We start from the raw sequence: 16,849 nt of genomic DNA, 5'->3' as shown, positions 1-16,849 counted from the left end.
GTCAAGCGCGATGCGAAGCGCGGGCTGGCGTCGCTGTGCATCGGCGGCGGGATGGGCGTCGCGCTTGCGGTCGAACGCGATTGAGCCAGATCTGACGATATTGCACGCGGGCGGTGCCGGCCAGCACCGCACGCGTGCGCAGCAACCTTCGCGCGGAACAAGCAGCCAACAACAAGCGCGATGTTCCGGTGCGCCGTGCCCGCCTCGAGGGCGCCAGCGCATCGCAGCGGTGGGGCGACAGCAGGTGCCATGCCGTCGCTCCGCATCATTGACTACTTTTTTGTCGGTAATTCATAGGATGACTAAGCGAATTGCAGTTGTGACTGGTGGAATGGGCGGCCTCGGCGAAGCGATCAGCATCCGGTTGAACGATGCGGGCCACCGGGTCGTCGTCACGTATTCGCCGAACAACGCGGGCGCCGATCGCTGGCTGACGGAAATGCATGCCGCCGGCCGCGAATTCCATGCGTATCCGGTGGACGTGGCCGATCACGATTCGTGCCAGGAGTGCATCGACAAGATCGCCCGGGACGTCGGCCCGGTCGACATCCTGGTGAACAACGCGGGCATCACGCGCGACATGACGCTGCGCAAGCTCGACAAGGTCAACTGGGATGCGGTGATCCGCACCAACCTCGATTCCGTGTTCAACATGACGAAGCCGGTCTGCGACGGCATGGTCGAGCGCGGCTGGGGACGCATCGTCAACATCTCGTCGGTCAACGGCTCGAAGGGCTCGGTCGGCCAGACCAACTACGCGGCCGCGAAGGCCGGCATGCACGGCTTCACGAAATCGCTCGCGCTCGAGATCGCGCGCAAGGGCGTGACGGTGAATACGGTATCGCCGGGCTATCTCGCGACGAAGATGGTGACGGCGATCCCGCAGGACATCCTCGATACGAAGATCCTTCCGCAGATTCCGGCGGGACGGCTCGGTCGACCCGAGGAAGTCGCGGCGCTGATCGCGTTTCTGTGCTCGGAGGAGGCCGGCTTCGTGACGGGCTCCAACATCGCGATCAACGGCGGCCAGCACATGCACTGACGCGCGGCGGCCCGGGCGGCGTTCGCGCGCGCGTCCGGGCCGTGCTCCCGCTGTATCCAGCGCCGGGGCGACGCGCCAAGCGCGCGGTGACGGATCACGGACGCAGGTTCGCCGCGCATGCGGCGGGCCGAGTGCGCCTGCGCTCCGGCCACCGCGTCGCGGCACGCGCGCCGCACCGGCCTCGCATTCCGGAGGAGGCATGGGTGACACCTGGATGGGACTCGCGATCGGCGGCTCGGCACTGGCCGTCGCGCTGACGATGGCGATCGCGCTTCACTGGCTCGAGCGGCGCCGCGCGCGGCTGCTGCGCAACTTCGATCATCGCGATTGCTGGCTCGTCGCGTACGGCAAGTGCCTCGCGCGCGGGCCGGCGCGTCGCACGCGCAGCGGCGCGCGCTGACGGCGGCGGTGCGGCAACGGCGCGTTCGCGCGTCGTGCCGCATCGCGCGCATTCGTGTGCCGTGCGCGATGCGCGGGACGCCCGCGCTCAATCGCTGCTTTTCGCCGAGCCTTCGCCCGAATCGTTCTTGTGGAAGATCCGCTTCGTCGTGCGCTTGGTGGCATCCCAGCCCTCGCGCGACGCATGCGCGATGCCGTGGCCGACCGTCTTCGCGGCGCTCGCGGTCGCGTGGCCGAAGCTGCGCGCGGCCTCGCCGGTCTTGTGCGCGGCTTCCTTCGAATCGCGCTTGATGTCCTGCTTCACTTCCGACATGTCCGCGTGCGCGATCGGGCTGATCAGCGCGAGAACGAACGCGGTGCAAATGAACTGACGTGCTTTCACGACCTGGTTTCCTTGGGGATAGTCATCGAGGGTCCGCGCGGCCGGCAGGCGGCGGAACGAGTACGCCGGCCGCCGATGCATCGAGCATCACCGCGGCGCGGCCGCCGAGCAGCACGCGCTCGCCGCAGCGCAGCGTGAAGCCGTACAGCACGGAGCGGTCGTCGCCGCCGATGCGCTCGGCGTCGACGGTCAGCGGCAGCTCGAACGTGTCGAGCCGATCGACGAACGCGTCGACGTTGCGCACGCTCGCCAGATAGCCGGCGCGCGGCCGTGCGGGTTCCGTCTGCGCGTGTTGCATACCGACCAGCGCGCCATGCACGGCCATCGCCTGTGCCGCGTATTCGATTCCGCAGACCGATGCGAGCCGGCCGCGCGAGCGCAGCGGGTTGTGCGGATCGCGATGGCTCGTCGCGCTGCAGCGGATCCGCGCGGCATCCCATGCTTCGACGCGATCGAGCAAGCACATCGCGCCGTCGTGCGGAATGTGCGCGGCGATCCATGCGTGATCGAGCGTGGCCGTCGTCAGCGCAGGCATCGGCGTCGAGGCGGGCGTCGTCATGGCGCGTGCTCCGCCGTGGGATTCGCCGGCGCGATATCGACCTGCACGCGCGCATCTTCCAGATAATCGAGCACGACACTTGCCGTGCGCCGCGCGGCGAGCGCGTCGAGCAGCGGCAGTGCGCGCGCGGCCGGATTGCCGGTGCGCAGCGCGTCGAGTTCGGGGGGCGCGAGCGTCGTCGCCGGCGCGTCGGTGAGCTGCACGTCGATGCGCGCGAGCGTGCGTTCGCTCGCGTCGGGTGCGAGCACGAGCGCGACGCCGAATGCGTCGACGATCGGCCGTACCGCGCGCAGCGGCTCCGGATAGTCGGTGTCGTAGGCGATCAGCAGGCTCGGCACGCGATCGACCGCGACCTGGCACAGGCTCTCGAGCAGGCCCGCGGCAAAGCTGCCGTCGTGCGCGCACAGCACGTTCGACGTCGCCATCGCGCGGGTCGCGATGCTCCAGTAGCCGGCCGGCGCGTTGTGCACGGAGTTGTGAAAGCGCGTGGGCGACAGGTGACGATCGTCGCCGGCGAGGGTCTCGCAGATCGCGTGGCAGTTCTGGCCGTCGCCGCCGGACGCGCTGAACACGGTCGCGAGCGTGGCGGCATCGCGCCCGCTCGCGGCCGCCGCCTCGAGGCCGACCGCCAGCGCGACGCGCACGACGGGGCCGGTGCGGCGGCGTTCCGCCGGCGGCAGGCTGGCGGGCGGCGGCAGCACGGTGCGCGTGCTCGCATAGGCCGCGCGGCCCGCGAGCACGTCGGCCGCGTGCGGCCAGTCGTTCAGTCCCGGCCCGACGAGCCCGACGCTTTCGATGAAGGCGGTGAGGGTCATGTCGGCTCCCCGCGGCGGGCATGCTCGGCGCGGCCGAGGATCAGGCTGCAGTTCGTGCCGCCGAATCCGAACGAATTCGACAGGACCGCGCGCACGCGGGCCTCGCGGCTCGCGAGCACGTAGTCGGCGGCCAGCGCCGGGTCGGGTTGCGTCGTGTTGACGCCGGCCGGCACGAACTGCTCGCGCAGCGCGAGCGCGGCGACGACCGCTTCGAGCGCGCCGGCCGCACCGAGCGTATGACCGGTCGCCCCCTTCGTCGAGCTGCACGGCGTGCGCGTGAGCAGCGCGCCCACGGCGCGGCTTTCGGCGGCATCGTTGCTGGGCGTCGCGGTGCCGTGCAGGTTCACGTAGTCGATGTCGCCTGCAGCGAGGCCGGCGGAGGCGAGCGCCTGTTCGATCGCGAGCCGGGCACCGAGCCCTTCCGGATGCGGCGACGACATGTGATGCGCATCGCTCGATTCGCCGACGCCGAGCAGCAGGATCGCGTCGTCGTCGAGCGCGGCGCGTGTATCCGGCACGCGTTCGAGCAGCGCGAACGCAGCCGCTTCGCCGATCGAGATGCCGTCGCGCGCGACGTCGAACGGCCGGCACGGCCGGCGCGACAGCAGTTCGAGCGAATTGAAGCCGTACAGCGTCGTCAGGCACAGCGAATCGACGCCGCCGACGACGGCCGCGTCGATCAGCCCCGCTTCGATCATCCGTCGCGCGGAGCCGAATACCTTCGCGCCGGACGAACACGCGGACGAGATCGCCATCGCCGGCCCGCGCAGCGCGAAATACGCGCGCACGAACGCGGCCGGCGAATACGGGTTGTGCGTGTGCGCATAGCGGAAGCCGGCGGGCAGCGCGCCGCTCGCCGGATCGCGTTGCGCGTATGCGCGCTCGGTTTCGAGGATGCCGGACGTGCTCGTGCCGATGAACACGCCGACGCGCGCGGCGCCATGGCGCGCCACGGCCGCCGCGACGCGCGCGTCGAAGCCGTCCTGGACGAGGCCGAGTTGTGCGAGGCGATTGTTGCGGCAGTCGAAGTCGGCGAGATCCGTGCGCACGGGATGCGTATCGACACCGTCCACGGCGCCGATCCAGGTGTCGAGATCGGCGCGTTCGAAATCGCACGGCGTGAGCCCGCCGCGTGCGTTGCGCAGCGCGTCGAGGGTCGCGTCGAGGCCGCTGCCGATGCAACTGGTGGCGGTGAAGTGCGAGAGCAGGAGAGGTTTCACGAGGGTCGTATCCGGTGGCCGGAACGGGCGCCGCAGCGGGGCTGGCGGGCGCGCCGGGCATGGTCAGATTTTATCAAACGGGGGTGCCGGCAGGCCGGGCGGTTCGGGCGCGAGCGCGGCGCGAAGCGTGGTCCAGTGCAGCTGCGCATCGGCGGCCGCGCGCAGCAGCGCCGGCAGCACGTCGAGCACGACCGGTTCGCCGCGCGCGTCGCGTGCCGCGTGGCCGTCGTGCACGAGCAGGATGTCGCGCGGGGCCAGTCCGTCGAGCAGGCGGCGCGTGACGATGTCCGCGTCGCGCGCGCGCGTGTCGAAGCCGCGGCGCGTCCAGCTGGCGAGCTGCAGGCCGAGCTCGCACAGCACCGGCTCGAGAAACGGATTGCGCAGGCCGGCCGGCGCGCGGAAGAAGCGGGGGCGCGTGCCGGCGATCTCGGTCAGCGTCTGCTGCGCGGCCGCGATTTCGCGCCGCAGCGCGGCGGGCCCCGACAACGAGAACGTATGCCGGTGCCGCTGGCTGTGATTCTCGACCGCATGGCCGCGCGCGACGATCGCTTCGATCCACTTCGGATGGCGGCGCGCGAGATCGCCGATGCAGAAGAACGTCGCGCGCGCATCGTGACGATCGAGCAGGTCGAGCACGCGCGGCGTGACGTCGGGGTCCGGGCCGTCGTCGATCGTCAGCGCGATCCGGCGGCCGGCGCCGGCCGGCAGGCGCGTCCAGTTCGGTCCGAGCAGCGCGCTGCGCGGCCACAGGCCGGCGGCGGTCAGCGCGAGATGCGACGCGACCACGCCGCCGGCGGCCCACGGCCACGCAGCCGGTTGCGCGACGACCGCCGCGAGCGCACCCGCGTGCAACGCCGCGGTGCCCGCGATCAGCGGCGTCGGTTTCCAGCGGCGCGCATCGCCGGGCAGCCGAGGTGGAATGGACGACGGCGCGTTCATGCGCGGGCTCCTGTCAGGTCGGGACGAGCGCTGCTCGTCGCCGCGGCGCGCGGCGCGAGAATCGCGGCGAACGCGAGCGCCAGCATCGCGCCGGGGCCGACGGTCAGCCCGAAGGTTTCGAGCAGCGGCACGCGCGACAGCGCGAGCAGGCCGAAGCCGGCGACCGTCGCGAGGTTCGCGATCAGCAGCGATACGAGTGTGTACGGCGTGACCGGTTGCGCGTCGTCGCGCTTGCAGAAGAACAGCGCATAGTTCGAGCCGACCGCGACGATCAGCAGCATCCCGACGAGATGCAGGATGGTCAGCGGCACGCCGGCGAGCGCGAAGCCGGCCGTCACCACCAGCACGGCCGCGACCAGCGGCGCGAGCGCGCGCACGACGCGGCGCGGCGAGCGCAGTGCGATCAGCAGCAGCACGGCGATCGCCGCGAAGCCCGCGAGCGACAGCCGGATGTCCTCGTGCACATAGTTCACGTACAGGCGGTCGGCCTCGGCCTTCATGTCGACGAACAGCGCATCCGGCACGCCGGCGCGCGCGACGGCCGCGCGGATCGGCGCGGCATCGAGCGCCGGCGCCGACGCCGCCGAAGCTGAGCGTGCGGCATCCGGCGCGCGCAGCGGCAACATCGCGCTCCAGCGGCCCGCGCGTTCGGTCAGCAGCGCGTCGACGGCGAGCGCCATCGACGTGCCGCGCAGGTCCGCGCGCGTGATCGGCGGCGCGTGGCGTGCGGCTTCGACATCGGCGATGAACGGTGCGAACAGCTCGGGCCGCACCGAGATCGGCTGGTTCGCGACGGCCGCACGCATGCGCGCGGCGAGCACGTCCGCGTCCGGCAGGCTCGCCTGGCGCGCGCGCTGCGCGGCGTCGCTCGGCAGGTAGCGCGCGGGACTTTCGAAGCCCGCGAGCGTGCCGCGATCGACGAGCGGCTGCAATTGCGCGGCGACCTGTTCCGCGCGTTCGAGCGCGGCCTGTTCGGTCGGCGCGGAAATCACGACGAGGTAGCGCACGTCCGGCGCGCCGACATCGGCGCGCAGGCGTGCGTCGAGGGCCTGCGCGCGGGCGGGAACGGGGCTCAGCGCCGCAAGCTCGCGGCTCCACAGGCCGTCGCGATGCAGCACGAGCGTCGCGCACGCGGCGAGCACGAGCACGGCGAGCGGCCAGCGCAGCCGCGGCGCCGCGGCGGCCGCACGCGCGAGCACCGCGCCGACGCGCGACACGTCGCGAATCGCGACGTGCTCGCCGCGCAGGTGAGGCAGCACGAAGCGCGTGACGAGCGCGGCGGCCGTCAGCCCGGCGATCGAGTACAGCCCGAGCTGCACGAGGCCTGGAAAACCGGAGAACAGCATCGACGCGAAGCCGCACACGGACGTCAGCACGCCGAGCCGGATCGTCGGCCAGTACGCGGCGAGCCATGCGCGCGTCGCGTCGGCGGGCTGCGCGGTGCCGCGCGCGCCGACCTGCGCCGATTGCACGAACAGGTAGATCGAATAGTCGACGGCTTCGCCGATCAGCGTCGTGCCGAAGCCGAGCGTCAGCCCGTGGACCGTGCCGAACGCGACGCTGACCGCCGCGATGCCGGCCGCGATGCCCGTCAGCACCGGCAGCAGCCCCAGCGCGAGCGTGCGCGGCGAGCGGTACAGCGTCAGCAGCAGCGCGACGATCAGCACGACGCTCGCCGTCGACAGCCGCTCGACGTCGCGCCGGATCGTGTCGCGCGTGTCGACCGAGAACACGCCGGGGCCGGTCATCGCGAGCGTGTACGCGGCGCGGTTCGGCAGCGCCTGCGTCGCGGCGGAGAACGCGCGACGCACCGCGTCGATCGCGCGCGCCTGCGCGTCGGTGTCGGAACCGGCGGCGGCCGTCTGCACGACCAGCACCGCGCGCGTGCCGTCGCGCGACGCCCACACGCCGTCGCGCATCGCGGGCTGCGCGCTGCTGTCGAGCTGGTCGACGAGCGCGGTCACTTCGCCGGTCGGGTCGCGCGGCAACATCGCCTTCGCGACGAGACCCGCCGACGAACTCAGCAGGTCGAGGCTGTCGCCGAGCGCCTGGTGCAGGCCGTCCGCGCTGAAGCGTTGCGGCGAGACGGCCGGGCTCAACAGGTAACGATGGTCGAACACGAATTGCCGGTCGCGCGCGTCGTTGACGGCTTCGCCGTTGTTGATCGCCGAGAATTGCCGGTCGGCGCGCAGCGTGCCGGCGACGCGCCGCGACAGCGCGGCGCGCGTGGCCGCATCGCCGCCGTCGATCGCGACGAGGATCAGCCGCGACACGATGCCGTCACGCAGTTGATCGACGAGCACGCGCTGCCCGGCGCTCGGCGCGCGCGGCAGGAACGCGGACAGGTCGGCGGTGAAATTCGCGCGGGCGATCGCGATCCCGCACGCGGCGAGCGCGAGCAGCCACACGAGCACGGCCCGCTGCCGCCACGCGGACGGGCGGTGCGCGACGGGGGCGGTCGGTCGCGTGCGCTCGTCCATCACTTCGCCGGGACGGGTTGCAGGCGCATCGTCGAATGGTCGCCGTCGGCCTGCTGGATCGCGACGCTGCGCAACACGTCGCGCGAGCCTTCGAGCGTGATCGTGCTGACGACCTTCAGCATCCGCGAATCGAGCGGCGTGAGCATCAGCGTCCAGTCGTCGCCGCGACCGGCGAGCGCGACCTTGTAGACCTGCTCGAGCGCGTAGCGATTGCCGGCGAGCGTCGCGCGGATGCTGTCGATGAACGCGCCGAGCTCCGGATAGCGCGCGAGCGCGAGCGTGTATTTGCGGTTGTTGCGCTCGACGGTGAGCATGTCGCCGTCGACGACGAGATGTTCGGGCTTCGGACTGAGCGTGTGCTTCTCGAGGTGGTCGGGCGCGACGAACACGAGTTCGCCCGACGATTCGAGCGGTTGCGCGGCGATCGACAGCGACTTCGTCTCGGTGAACGTCGCGCGTCCGGACTTGTGCTGCGCGAGCGTCGACATCAGCCGGTCGAGGGTCCACGCCGAACCGGTGTCGGCCGCGTGCGCGGGCAGCGCGAGCGCGACGGCGGCCGCGATGGCGAACGTGCGCGCCGAGCGGCGCAGCGTGGGCGCGGACGGCAGCGGGAGCAGCGACAGGAAGCGGAGAACGGCGGTCATGCGTCGGAATCCCTCGTGGCGGACAGGCCGGCGCACGCGCGCGCATCGTCGCGGCGCGCGGCGGCCGTGCCGGTCTGCCAGAAATCGAAATAGTTGAACCAGTTGTACGGGGCCGCGCGGCAATACTTGTCGAGCAGCGCGACGTAGCGCGCGAGCGCCGCGTCGACGGCCGCCGCACGCGCGTCGCGGCGCACGTCGGAGAAATCGGCGAGTGTCTCGAAGTGCACGTCGTAGCGGTTGCCGTCGCGATAGAGGCCCGTCATGAACAGCACCGGGCGCCGCAGCATCGCGGCCATGTACAGCGGTCCGAGCGGAAACGCGGCCGGTGCGCCGAGCAGCGGCAGCCGCCGCAGCGAGGTTGCCGCATCGTCGAGCAGCGTGCGGTCGGCGAGCATGCCGACCATGCAGTTCGCGTCGAGACGCTCGCGCACCTTCAGCATCGAGTCGACCTGCCCGAGCGGAATCACTTCCGGTTTCGCGGCCGGGTTCACGGCGGCGAGCGTCGCGTTGATCTTGCGCGCGTTCTCTTCGAACATCGTGACGACGACGCGCAGGTCCGGACGCGTGCGGCCGATCGCGCGAACGACCTCGAAGCTGCCGAGGTGCGCGCCCATCAGGAATGCGCCGCGCCCGCCCGCGAGCGCGTCGTCAACCTGCGTTTCGCCATGCAGCCGGATGTCGAACAGGTCGAAGCGGCCGTTCATCAGGTAGATGCGGTCGTGGATCGTCGCGGCGAACGTGAACACGTGCCGATACACGTCGCGCCAGCGCGCGGGACGGCCGAGCGCGCGGCGCAGATAGTCGCGCGACGCCGAGCAGGCCGCCGGCGAGAACAGCACGAAATAGGTCGCGATGGCGTGCAGCACGACACGCGACGGCTGCCGGCCGAACCACAGCGAGATCCAGGTCATCGCGCGCAGCAACGCCGCGTTGCTGCGTTCCTGGCGCTCGGCCCACGCGGTGCGCTTCATGGCCGTGTACCGTCCTGCGCGGCGGCCGGCGCGGACAGCACGCCGGTGGCGACGTCGCGCGCGCCGGCGCGCAGCGTGAAGCGGATCGCGCCGCCGGCCGCCGCATCGAACGCGAGATCGAGCGGCTCGCCGGGCGCGACCGGGCTGAGGAATTTCGCGGAAGCCAGCCGCCACGTCTGCAGCGGGCGGTTCAGCGACGCGCCGAGCGCGGCGATCGCGTGATCGAGCAGCACGACGCCCGGTACGATCGGATGACCGGGGAAATGACCGGGCAGCGCCGGGTGATCGGCGGGAATCGTGAACGCGAGCGGCGCATCCGTCTCGGCGCGCGCGCTCGCGTCGGCCGCCGCGGCGCGCGTGTGCCGTGCGACGAGCGCGGCGAGCACGTCGCGCGGCAGCTTGCCCGTTTCGTTGCGCGGCAAGGCGTCGACGAACACGAGCGGACGCGGCATGAAGGCGGGATCGATCCGTTCGCGCAGCGCGCGCTGCAGGTCGGTCGCGGCGAGTGTCGGCGCGACCACGAGCGCGACGAGCCGCGTGACCGGTTCGCGGGTTGCATCGGCGTCGGCTGGTGCGGCGTCGTCCGGCATGAAGAACACGCCGTCGACGACGTCGGCGATCGCGTTCAGTTGGTGATTCAGATAGGCGAGCGACGTGCGCTTGCCCGCGATGTTGACGAGGTCCGCCTTGCGGCCGTGCAGCAGGAACCGGCCGTCGCCGAGCAGTTCGAGCGCGTCGCCCATCGGCACGGGGGTTTCGACGTGTCCGCCCGACGCCCACACGGTCGGGCCGCTGTCGTCGCCCGCGGCGTCGCGGCCCGGCCCGTCATGTGCCGCGCGCGCGTCGAGGCGGATGCCGGGGAACAGCTGCCACGTCGCGCCTTGCGACGTGCGGCGCGTCGCGATCTGGCCGGTCTCGGTGCTGCCGTAGATCTCGACGAGCGGCGCATCGAGCGCGGCCTCGGCTTCGCACGCGAGCTTTTCCGACAGCGGTGCGGTGGCCGACAGCACGAGCGCGGCCGGCGGCAGCGCATGGCCGGCCGACAGCAGCGCGCGCAGGTGAATCGGCGACGTGACGAGCACGCGCGGCTGCGGGATCGCGGCGAGTTCGTCGCGAATGTCGACGGGGTAGAACGGCTGGCGGTTGCTGAACGCGAGGCCGCCGATCAGCGCGAGCAGCACCGTCGACTCGAAGCCGTACATGTGTTGCGCGGGCACTGTGCCGATCAGCGTGGCCGCGCGGCCGTCGAGCAGGCCGAGGCGGTCGGCCGCCGCGCGCACGCAGCCGACCAGGAAGCCCCAGGTCTTGCGGTGCGGCACCGGCGCGCCGGTCGAGCCGGACGTGAACACGTACGCCATGATGCGCGACGCGTCGATCCGCGGCACCGCGAACGGCGCGTCGTCGAGGCGGTCGCCGGGTGCGGCGTCCGGATAGGCGAAGCGCGGCAGGTCGATCGCGCAGTCCGGCGCGTCGTGCAGACAGAACGCGTCCGGTGCGAACGACGCGAGCTGGCGCACCATCTCCGGCGTGTGCGTCGACGGCAGCAGGCTGATCCTGCCGGCGACGAGCGCCGCGCACAGGCTGACCGCGAACCGGTAGCGATCGCGGCACACGTTGAACACGTGACCGCCGGCGGGCAGTGCGGCGGCCACGCGCGCGACGTCGGCGACGAACGCGCGCACGCTGACGGGCGTGCCGTCGCGCCAGGCGATCGTCTGGTCCGGCGAGGAATGGAACACCAGCGGGTAAGTCGGCATAAATCGGCTGAAGCGGGAGACGGTGGCCGGCGCGGCCGCGATGCGGCGCCGCGCCGGCCATGAATTCATCGTGACGGCTGCGTCGACGCGCGGTATGCGCGCACCGCGTCGACCATCCGCGGCCGCGCGTCGTGCGGCAGTGCGAAGCGTCGGCACGCATGCTCGGCGGCGAACATCACGGCGACGAGCGGCAGCGACAGGTAGTTCGCGAACGTCGACCACGCGACGATCGGCGCGGTCGCGAACAGCAGCGTCGACACGGTGGCGATCGCGACGAAGAACAGCGTCCATGCGAGCGTGATGCGCCGCGTGTAGCGCGCGACGGCCGGCGTGATCGTGCCGTGGATCATCGTCGCGAAGCGCGTGCACAGCGGCACCTGGCCGGCCGCGAGCGTGCGGCCGAACAGCAGCGCCATCGCGAGGTTGAAGCTCGCGTGCTCCAGATACAGGCCCCATTCGAAATGACGCGCGAGCGGGGCGCGCGCGGCCCACAGCGCGGCGGCGGCGAGCAGCCACGCCGGCACGAGCCATGCCCGCTTCGGCGAGCGCAGCGCTGCGCCGAGCGCGAGCAGCAGCGGCGGCACGAGCGCCATCGCGAGGCCGAAGCCGTGCGCGCCGGGTGTCGCGGCCGCATAGTGCGCGCCGATCTGGTACGCCGCCACCGCGGCGACCGCGCCGACGCCGCGTGCGATGCCGAGCGGCGAGCTCATCGCGGCGCTCCGGGCGCGCGGCGCGTGCGCGCATTGCCGTCGTCCGTCGCGGCACGGCGGCGGACGGGCGGGCAAACCGGGGCGAGGCGAATGGACGGGCGCGGCATGGCTGCTGGAAACATCGGGCGGATCGGGGGGCCGGACGCGTTCGTCGGGCCGTCAAACATCATATGAATGGTGGCCGGGACGCGTGTCCGGGGCCGGCTGTCATGCACGCACATTTTAGGGCCGCGGCGCGGCGGTTCGAGGTCGGCGCAGCCGGGTTTTGTAACCGAATGTATGGCAGCGAACTGAACCTTTCGCGGCGGCGATTCATTTCCGCCCGAAGCGGCTCAAGCGTCTGCTGCGATCGGGTCCCGAAACCGGCCGCGGCGGGGGCCTTCAGTCTGTAACCATTCCCCGTATACGTGCCGATACCCATCGTCTAGAATCCGCGTAACTTTTACAAACGACCCCCAATAACGCAGGCGGGGAAGCCGGCAGACGCCGGAGGGACGGAGATTGGCGCGCGCTTCGCACGCGCCGGGCGTGCACGACGATTGCCGTTTCCGGGCGCCTCCCGCCGCCATGGGCCGCCTGCCCGCAAGCATGATGAACGCACTGGAACAAGAGCTCGCCACGCTGATCATCGGCGAACTGAATCTCGAAGACGTCCCGCTCGAAACGGTGACGGCCGGGACCCCGCTGTATGGCGAGGGCTTCGGGCTCGACTCCATCGACATCCTGGAAATCGCGCTGCTGATCTCGAAGAAATACGGCTTCGAGCTGCGCTCGGACAATCCGGACAACCAGAAGATCTTCGCGACGCTCGGCGCGCTTGCCGAGTACGTCGCCGCGCATCGCACCAAGTGACGGCGGCGCGCGCGAACGCGACGCGGCACGCAGACGATGACGGCACGCGGCGGCGGCCGCTGGACGAACCGCGGCCGCGTCGATCGAGAGGAAACGCGATGAACGGAGCAAGGCGATGCGGGCGCTCGTAACGGGCGGCAGCGGCGCACTCGGGCAGGCGATCTGCACGGCGCTCGCGCAGGCCGGCCACGAAGTCTGGGTGCACGCGAACCGGAATCTCGCGCAGGCGGAGGCGGTCGCGCAGCAGATCGTCGCGGCCGGCGGCACCGCGCATGCGCTTGCATTCGACGTGACCGACGCCGATGCGACGCTCGCCGCGCTCGCGCCGTTCATCGACGACGCACCGGTGCAGATCCTCGTCAACAACGCGGGCATTCACGACGACGCACCAATGGCCGGCATGTCGCGCCGGCAGTGGCACAGCGTGATCGACGTGACGCTCAACGGTTTTTTCAACGTGACGCAGCCGTTGCTGCTGCCGATGATCCGCACGCGGCGCGGCCGGATCGTCAACATCGCGTCGGTCGCCGGCGTGACCGGCAACCGCGGGCAGGTCAACTACGCGGCCGCGAAGGCAGGGCTGATCGGCGCGACGAAGTCGCTGTCGCTGGAGCTCGCGTCGCGCGGCATCACGGTGAATGCGGTCGCGCCCGGCATCATCGAATCGCCGATGGCCGCCCCTGCGTTTCCCGCCGAACGGATCAAGCAGCTCGTGCCGGCGCAACGCGCGGGCCGGCCCGACGAAGTCGCGGCGATGGTCGCGTATCTGGTATCCGATGCGGCTGCTTATGTGACGGGACAGGTGCTGTCCGTCAACGGCGGACTTGCATGACGACGCGCGCGGCGTCGGCTTGACGCGAAGCAACGGCGCGCAACGCGGCGCGTGGCCACGATGCCGCGAGCCCGCATCGCATAGTGAGGAAATCGAAGTGTCAGTGCATCCAGTCGACGCCCAACGGCGAGCGTATTCCCTGTCGTCCGCCACGACCGCGGTCGCGCGCGAACACATGACGGGCGGAGCCGCCGCATCACGCGCGGGCATCTCGCCCGCGGCGACCGGCGGCAACCGTGCGCTGCGGCTCGTCCGGATCGATCATGCGCGGCTGGCTGTGCTGCTGCACGATGCGCGGCAGCGGGGCGACGCATTCGACCGCGTGTTTCCCGGTGCGCTGGGCGCGGTCTGCATCGGCGCGGCCGGCGCGCCGACCGATGCGATGGCCCGCATGCTCGCCGCCGCCGCGCCCGACCTGCCGCTCGCACCGGTGCAGATGGCGCTGCTCGACGCCGGCGGCCACGCACGCGCCGGCGCGGTCTGCGAAATCTGGCAATGCGACGCGCCGGACCTGCGCAGCGAGCGACGCGGCGCGCTGCAGTATCGCTTCAGCGAAACGGCGGGGCTCGTATTCGGCAGCATCGTCGTGCAGGAAGAGCAGGAAGCGGCCGATGCCGATCGCGACGGCGGCACGCCGCTCGAGCGCGCGACACACGATGCATACCGCGCGCTGTTCGACGCGCTCGATGCACTCGGCATCGCGCATCCGCTGCGAATCTGGAATACCGTGCCCGCGATCAACGCGCTGCAGTTCGGGATCGAGCGCTATCGTCAGTTCAATATCGGCAGGCAGCGCGCGTTCGACGCGTGCCGTCGCGCGCTCACGGGCAGCGTGCCGGCGGCCTGCGCGCTCGGCTCGGTCGTGCCCGTCGCGGGCGACACGCCGCCCGCCGCGCCGCTCGCGATCCATTTCATCGCGACGCGCACGCCGGCCGATCCGGTCGAGAATCCGCGCCAGGTCAGCGCGTATCACTACCCGGCGGAGTACGGCCCGCGTGCGCCGACGTTCGCGCGCGCGGCCGCGTGGCCCGGCGACGATGCCGCGCCGTTGCTGTTCGTGTCGGGCACCGCCAGCATCGTCGGGCATCGCACCGTGCATCGCGGCGACGTCGTCGCGCAAACGCGCGAGACCATCGCGAACCTGGCCGCCGTGCTCGAGCAGGCCGCGCGGCAAGGGCACGGCCCGTTCGCGCTCGCCGACCTGAACTACCGCGTCTACGTGCGCGACGCCGGCGATGCCGCGGCGCTCGCCGCGATCGAACGCGCGCTGCGCGATGCAGCGGGCCCCGGCGTGCGGCCGTTGTTCGTCCACGCGGACGTGTGCCGCGACGATCTGCTGGTCGAGATCGAAGCGAGCGCCGGCCATCCGCTGGAGCACCTGTCGTGAAGCGCGCGGCCCTTTCACTGCGCGAACGCGGCGTCGACGAAGCCTGTCGGCAGTCGCCTGCAGGTCATAAACTTTTGTCAGGATTCCCGTCTTCGCAATCGGCCGTTCCCATGTCCAAGCTGCACGCTTCGTCCACCCATCTCGTACTGATTCCGAGCTACAACCCGGGCGTCAAGGTCGACACGACCGTGCGCAACGCCCGCGCGCAGTGGAACCCGGTGTGGGTCGTCGTCGACGGCAGCACCGACGGCAGCGCCGAGCGGCTGCAGGCGATGGCCGAGCGCGACCCCGGGCTGCGCGTGATCGTGCTGCCGGAGAACCGCGGCAAGGGCGCCGCGGTGCTGGCCGGGCTCGACGCGGCGGCCGCAAGCGGCTTCACGCACGTGCTGACGATGGACTCCGACGGCCAGCATCCGGCCGACCTGATTCCCGAATTCATGGCCGCGTCGCAGGCGGCGCCGGACGCGATGGTGCTGGGCCTGCCGAAGTTCGACGCGAGCGCGCCGCAACTGCGCGTGCAGGGCCGGCGGCTGTCGAACGGATGGGCCGACCTCGAGACGCTATGGGCCGGGATCGGCGATTCGCTGTACGGCTTTCGCGTGTACCCGGTCGCGCCGCTCGCCGCGATCATGCATCGCCAGCCGTGGATGCGCGGCTTCGACTTCGATCCGGAAGCGGCCGTGAGGCTGTGCTGGGCCGGGGTGCGGCCGATTCGCATCGAAGCGCCGGTGCGCTACTTCGGCGCGCACGAGGGCGGCGTGTCGCATTTCCACTATGGCCGCGACAACGTGCTGCTCGCGTGGATGCACCTGCGGCTCTTCGCCGGTTTCGTGGTGCGGCTGCCGATGCTGGTCGCGCGGCGGCTCACGCGCCGGTCGCGTTCGACGTTCAGCCGGTCATCCGGTCGCGGCGATTGATGAGCTGATTGCCGTCAATTCGCTGAGCAATCGCGTCGTTAGTTTCGAGCCGCGGCGCAATCAAGTTGTCATTTGATGTAAACGTCTGGTAATTTTCTGCCGGATTATGCAAAATCGCCGCTCCTAAATACAACTACCGAGGGATCCGGGATGCATATCAAGAAAGCGGCGGCAGCGTGTGGCATGGCGTTCCTGTTGAGCGCATGCGGCGGCGTGCAGAATCTCGACGCGAACAGCCTGACGTCGGCGGGGACCAGCCTGTTCAAGGCGGCGACGCTGTCGGACAGCGACATCGCGGCGCTGTCGAACGACTCGTGCAAGGCGAGCGACGCCGAATCGAAGATCGCCGCGCCGAACAGCGCGTACTCGAAGCGTCTGACGAAGGTGATGAAGGGCTTCGGCGACATGACGCTGAACGGCCAGAAGATCAACTACAAGGTCTACGTGACCAAGGACGTCAACGCGTGGGCGATGGGCAACGGCTGCGTGCGCGTGTACAGCGGCCTGATGGACATGATGAACGACGACGAACTGCGCGGCGTGATCGGTCATGAAATGGGCCACGTCGCGCTGGGTCACTCGAAGAAGGCGATGCAGACCGCCTACGCGGTCAGCGCGGCACGCACCGCGGCCGGCGCGGCATCGCCGGGCGTCGCGGCCCTGACGAGCTCGCAGCTCGGCGACATCACCGAGAAGTTCATCAACGCGCAGTTCTCGCAGACGCAGGAAAGCGCGGCCGACGACTACTCGTTCGACCTGATGAAGCAGAAGAACATGAACCAGAAGGGCCTCGTCACCGCGTTCCAGAAGCTCGCGCAGCTCGATGGCGGCAAGAGCTCGATGATGAGCTCGCACCCGTCGTCGGCGAGCCGTGCCCAGCACATCCAGGATCGCATCGCGAAGGGCAGCTGATCGCCGTCTGGTGCGCCGGCCGCGTCCGGCG

General features: G+C 71.0%; 17 protein-coding genes. 7 read left to right on the top strand and 10 right to left on the bottom strand.

Translation table 11 applies throughout. From position 1 onward, the window contains the following. Positions 1 to 298: 298 nt before the first annotated feature. Both phbB and WS49_RS12140 read left to right on the top strand, forming a co-directional pair. Positions 299 to 1,042: an acetoacetyl-CoA reductase gene (gene phbB, locus WS49_RS12145; protein WP_059528281.1), complete on the top strand. Its 744-nt coding sequence runs from the start codon at positions 299 to 301 to the stop codon at positions 1,040 to 1,042. 199 nt (positions 1,043 to 1,241) lie between these two features. After that, on the top strand, positions 1,242 to 1,442 hold the full coding sequence (locus WS49_RS12140; protein ID WP_059528278.1) for a hypothetical protein: 201 nt from the start codon (positions 1,242 to 1,244) through the stop codon (positions 1,440 to 1,442). 87 nt (positions 1,443 to 1,529) lie between these two features. Here the strand turns inward: WS49_RS12140 and WS49_RS12135 are convergent, their stop codons facing one another. The 10 genes from WS49_RS12135 to WS49_RS12090 form a co-directional block, all read right to left on the bottom strand. Then, on the bottom strand, positions 1,530 to 1,823 hold the full coding sequence (locus tag WS49_RS12135; RefSeq protein ID WP_059447900.1) for a hypothetical protein: 294 nt from the start codon (positions 1,821 to 1,823) through the stop codon (positions 1,530 to 1,532). A gap of 22 nt (positions 1,824 to 1,845) precedes the next feature. Then, positions 1,846 to 2,382, bottom strand: coding sequence for a hotdog family protein (locus tag WS49_RS12130; protein WP_059528275.1), 537 nt, complete (start codon positions 2,380 to 2,382; stop codon positions 1,846 to 1,848). Next, entirely contained in the window at positions 2,379 to 3,197 is an 819-nt protein-coding gene (locus WS49_RS12125; protein WP_059528273.1) for a beta-ketoacyl synthase chain length factor, read from the bottom strand. Before WS49_RS12125 ends, WS49_RS12130 begins: the two co-directional genes overlap by 4 nt. Further along, positions 3,194 to 4,417 (bottom strand): beta-ketoacyl-[acyl-carrier-protein] synthase family protein, encoded by a 1,224-nt coding sequence (locus tag WS49_RS12120; RefSeq protein ID WP_059528271.1) that lies wholly within the window; start codon positions 4,415 to 4,417, stop codon positions 3,194 to 3,196. The genes WS49_RS12125 and WS49_RS12120 overlap by 4 nt, the downstream gene beginning before the upstream one ends. 63 nt (positions 4,418 to 4,480) lie before the next feature. Next, a complete protein-coding gene (locus WS49_RS12115; RefSeq protein WP_059528269.1) occupies positions 4,481 to 5,356 on the bottom strand; it encodes a polysaccharide deacetylase family protein in 876 nt (291 codons plus the stop codon). Beyond that, complete coding sequence (locus tag WS49_RS12110; protein ID WP_059528267.1) at positions 5,353 to 7,836, bottom strand: MMPL family transporter; 2,484 nt, start codon at positions 7,834 to 7,836, stop codon at positions 5,353 to 5,355. The genes WS49_RS12115 and WS49_RS12110 overlap by 4 nt, the downstream gene beginning before the upstream one ends. Beyond that, on the bottom strand, positions 7,836 to 8,480 hold the full coding sequence (locus WS49_RS12105) for an outer membrane lipoprotein carrier protein LolA (protein WP_059528265.1): 645 nt from the start codon (positions 8,478 to 8,480) through the stop codon (positions 7,836 to 7,838). Before WS49_RS12105 ends, WS49_RS12110 begins: the two co-directional genes overlap by 1 nt. Then, positions 8,477 to 9,451 carry an LpxL/LpxP family acyltransferase gene (locus WS49_RS12100; protein WP_059528263.1) on the bottom strand — a complete coding sequence of 325 codons (975 nt, stop codon included), beginning with the start codon at positions 9,449 to 9,451 and terminating at the stop codon, positions 8,477 to 8,479. Before WS49_RS12100 ends, WS49_RS12105 begins: the two co-directional genes overlap by 4 nt. Continuing rightward, positions 9,448 to 11,208, bottom strand: a complete 1,761-nt coding sequence (locus WS49_RS12095) for an AMP-binding protein (RefSeq protein ID WP_059528348.1) — start codon at positions 11,206 to 11,208, stop codon at positions 9,448 to 9,450. Before WS49_RS12095 ends, WS49_RS12100 begins: the two co-directional genes overlap by 4 nt. Before the next feature lie 65 nt (positions 11,209 to 11,273). Then, positions 11,274 to 11,918, bottom strand: a complete 645-nt coding sequence (locus tag WS49_RS12090; RefSeq protein WP_059528346.1) for a hypothetical protein — start codon at positions 11,916 to 11,918, stop codon at positions 11,274 to 11,276. A 567-nt stretch (positions 11,919 to 12,485) separates the two neighbouring features. On the opposite strand from WS49_RS12090, the gene WS49_RS12085 reads away from it, so the two are divergent. From WS49_RS12085 to WS49_RS12065, 5 genes are all read left to right on the top strand, one after another. Continuing rightward, entirely contained in the window at positions 12,486 to 12,770 is a 285-nt protein-coding gene (locus WS49_RS12085; protein WP_082722004.1) for a phosphopantetheine-binding protein, read from the top strand. A gap of 115 nt (positions 12,771 to 12,885) precedes the next feature. Beyond that, positions 12,886 to 13,602 carry a 3-oxoacyl-ACP reductase FabG gene (gene fabG, locus WS49_RS12080; protein WP_059528261.1) on the top strand — a complete coding sequence of 239 codons (717 nt, stop codon included), beginning with the start codon at positions 12,886 to 12,888 and terminating at the stop codon, positions 13,600 to 13,602. Positions 13,603 to 13,699: 97 nt separating this feature from the next. Beyond that, positions 13,700 to 14,989: a chorismate transformation enzyme, FkbO/Hyg5 family gene (locus WS49_RS12075; RefSeq protein ID WP_059528342.1), complete on the top strand. Its 1,290-nt coding sequence runs from the start codon at positions 13,700 to 13,702 to the stop codon at positions 14,987 to 14,989. A gap of 110 nt (positions 14,990 to 15,099) precedes the next feature. Further along, positions 15,100 to 15,906, top strand: a complete 807-nt coding sequence (locus WS49_RS12070) for a glycosyltransferase family 2 protein (protein WP_059528258.1) — start codon at positions 15,100 to 15,102, stop codon at positions 15,904 to 15,906. 150 nt (positions 15,907 to 16,056) lie between these two features. Then, positions 16,057 to 16,818: a M48 family metalloprotease gene (locus WS49_RS12065; RefSeq protein ID WP_059528256.1), complete on the top strand. Its 762-nt coding sequence runs from the start codon at positions 16,057 to 16,059 to the stop codon at positions 16,816 to 16,818. The last annotated feature ends 31 nt before the right edge of the window (positions 16,819 to 16,849 follow it).

This window comes from Burkholderia sp. RF7-non_BP4 (genome assembly GCF_001521935.1).
Classification (GTDB): domain Bacteria; phylum Pseudomonadota; class Gammaproteobacteria; order Burkholderiales; family Burkholderiaceae; genus Burkholderia; species Burkholderia diffusa.
The sequence above is the reverse complement of the archived record's forward strand: the minus strand, read 5'-3'. Positions and strand labels throughout refer to the sequence as shown.

Coding starts and splice junctions, on each gene's coding strand:
- phbB (WP_059528281.1), top strand. CDS start 299: ATGACTAAGCGAATTGCAGTTGTGACTGGTGGAATGGGCGGCCTCGGC.
- WS49_RS12140 (WP_059528278.1), top strand. CDS start 1,242: ATGGGTGACACCTGGATGGGACTCGCGATCGGCGGCTCGGCACTGGCC.
- WS49_RS12130 (WP_059528275.1), bottom strand. CDS start 2,382: ATGACGACGCCCGCCTCGACGCCGATGCCTGCGCTGACGACGGCCACG.
- WS49_RS12125 (WP_059528273.1), bottom strand. CDS start 3,197: ATGACCCTCACCGCCTTCATCGAAAGCGTCGGGCTCGTCGGGCCGGGA.
- WS49_RS12115 (WP_059528269.1), bottom strand. CDS start 5,356: ATGAACGCGCCGTCGTCCATTCCACCTCGGCTGCCCGGCGATGCGCGC.
- WS49_RS12110 (WP_059528267.1), bottom strand. CDS start 7,836: ATGGACGAGCGCACGCGACCGACCGCCCCCGTCGCGCACCGCCCGTCC.
- WS49_RS12105 (WP_059528265.1), bottom strand. CDS start 8,480: ATGACCGCCGTTCTCCGCTTCCTGTCGCTGCTCCCGCTGCCGTCCGCG.
- WS49_RS12100 (WP_059528263.1), bottom strand. CDS start 9,451: ATGAAGCGCACCGCGTGGGCCGAGCGCCAGGAACGCAGCAACGCGGCG.
- WS49_RS12095 (WP_059528348.1), bottom strand. CDS start 11,208: ATGCCGACTTACCCGCTGGTGTTCCATTCCTCGCCGGACCAGACGATC.
- WS49_RS12090 (WP_059528346.1), bottom strand. CDS start 11,918: ATGAGCTCGCCGCTCGGCATCGCACGCGGCGTCGGCGCGGTCGCCGCG.
- WS49_RS12085 (WP_082722004.1), top strand. CDS start 12,486: ATGGGCCGCCTGCCCGCAAGCATGATGAACGCACTGGAACAAGAGCTC.
- fabG (WP_059528261.1), top strand. CDS start 12,886: ATGCGGGCGCTCGTAACGGGCGGCAGCGGCGCACTCGGGCAGGCGATC.
- WS49_RS12070 (WP_059528258.1), top strand. CDS start 15,100: ATGTCCAAGCTGCACGCTTCGTCCACCCATCTCGTACTGATTCCGAGC.
- WS49_RS12065 (WP_059528256.1), top strand. CDS start 16,057: ATGCATATCAAGAAAGCGGCGGCAGCGTGTGGCATGGCGTTCCTGTTG.